This is a genomic window from Blautia sp. DFI.3.45, from assembly GCF_020593505.1.
Classification (GTDB): domain Bacteria; phylum Bacillota; class Clostridia; order Lachnospirales; family Lachnospiraceae; genus Blautia_A; species Blautia_A wexlerae.
The window spans coordinates 1-1,225 of sequence record NZ_JAJDMI010000127.1 but is presented as its reverse complement, the minus strand read 5'-3'; the positions used below and the strand labels follow the sequence as shown (position 1 = coordinate 1,225).

The following is a 1,225-nucleotide window of genomic DNA, read 5'->3' as shown; positions in this document are numbered from 1 at the left end:
TGCAACTGATACAGATAAAGTTTTGCTTAATAAAACAATGTCTGTTTATTGTGATGCCTGTAATTATGTTTCAGATTATGTATTCCGCACACATGACCTAAAGCAGTTCTCACTCAATAAAATTTTGTACTCTGCTCTAAGAGAAAAGTTTAGTCTTAAATCACAAATGGCGCAGTCTGTTTTTAAGACGGTTATCGCAAGATATAAGTCCATTCTTGAAAATCAGAATGAATGGATAAAACCATCTTTTAAAAAACCTCAGTACGACCTGGTTTGGAACAGAGATTATTCTTTAACTCAAAACTGCTTTTCCGTCAATACGCTTAATGGTCGTGTGAAACTTCCTTATTTTGCTGAGGGTATGTCTAAGTATTTTAACCATTCTATTTACAGGTTTGGTACTGCCAAACTTGTAAATAAACGTGGTAAATACTATCTGTATATACCAGTTACTTATGAGGTTGAAGAAAGTAATATTTCTGATATTTGTAATGTTGTAGGTATTGACAGAGGTATTAACTTTGTTGTTGCAACTTATGACAGCAAACATAAGTCCGGATTTGTTAGTGGTAAAGCTATTAAACAGAAACGGGCTAATTATTCCAGGCTTCGTAAAGAACTTCAAATGCGACATACGCCATCCTCAAGACGAAGACTAAAAGCTATCGGTCAGCGAGAAAACCGTTGGATGCAGGATATTAACCATCAGGTATCGAAGGCACTCGCCACCGGTAATCCAAAGCATACTCTCTTTGTATTAGAAGATTTGATTGGTATTCGCAATGCTACAGAACGTGTCAAAACAAAAGACCGCTATGTTTCTGTATCATGGTCCTTTTATGACCTTGAGCAGAAGCTGATTTACAAAGCGAAGCAGAATCAATCTTCTGTAATAAAGGTGGATCCTCGTTATACCAGTCAATGCTGTCCTGCTTGTGGACATACTGAAAAGTCTAATCGTAATAAGAAAATACATTTGTTTACTTGCAAAAACTGCGGTTATACGTCTAATGATGACCGTATTGGAGCTATGAATCTGTATCGTATGGGAATAAACTATCTTGCTGATAGCCAAGTACCTGATACAGTTGTAACAGAGTAAACTCTGCTACAAAGGGTGCTGTCAACCACCCAATGATGTAACGCCACTTTAGGCAGCAATGCCTATTGGGGATAAAAGGTCGGAGGCGTAAGCCGTTACTACGACTGGGCAGTTACAAGCCCA

At 37.8% G+C, this 1,225-nt stretch carries 1 protein-coding gene; it reads left to right on the top strand.

What is annotated here, in order from left to right:
* Positions 1 to 1,102 (top strand): transposase (locus LJE09_RS17190; RefSeq protein ID WP_227311598.1); only part of this gene is annotated, 1,102 nt, incomplete at its 5' end.
* Positions 1,103 to 1,225 lie beyond the last annotated feature (123 nt).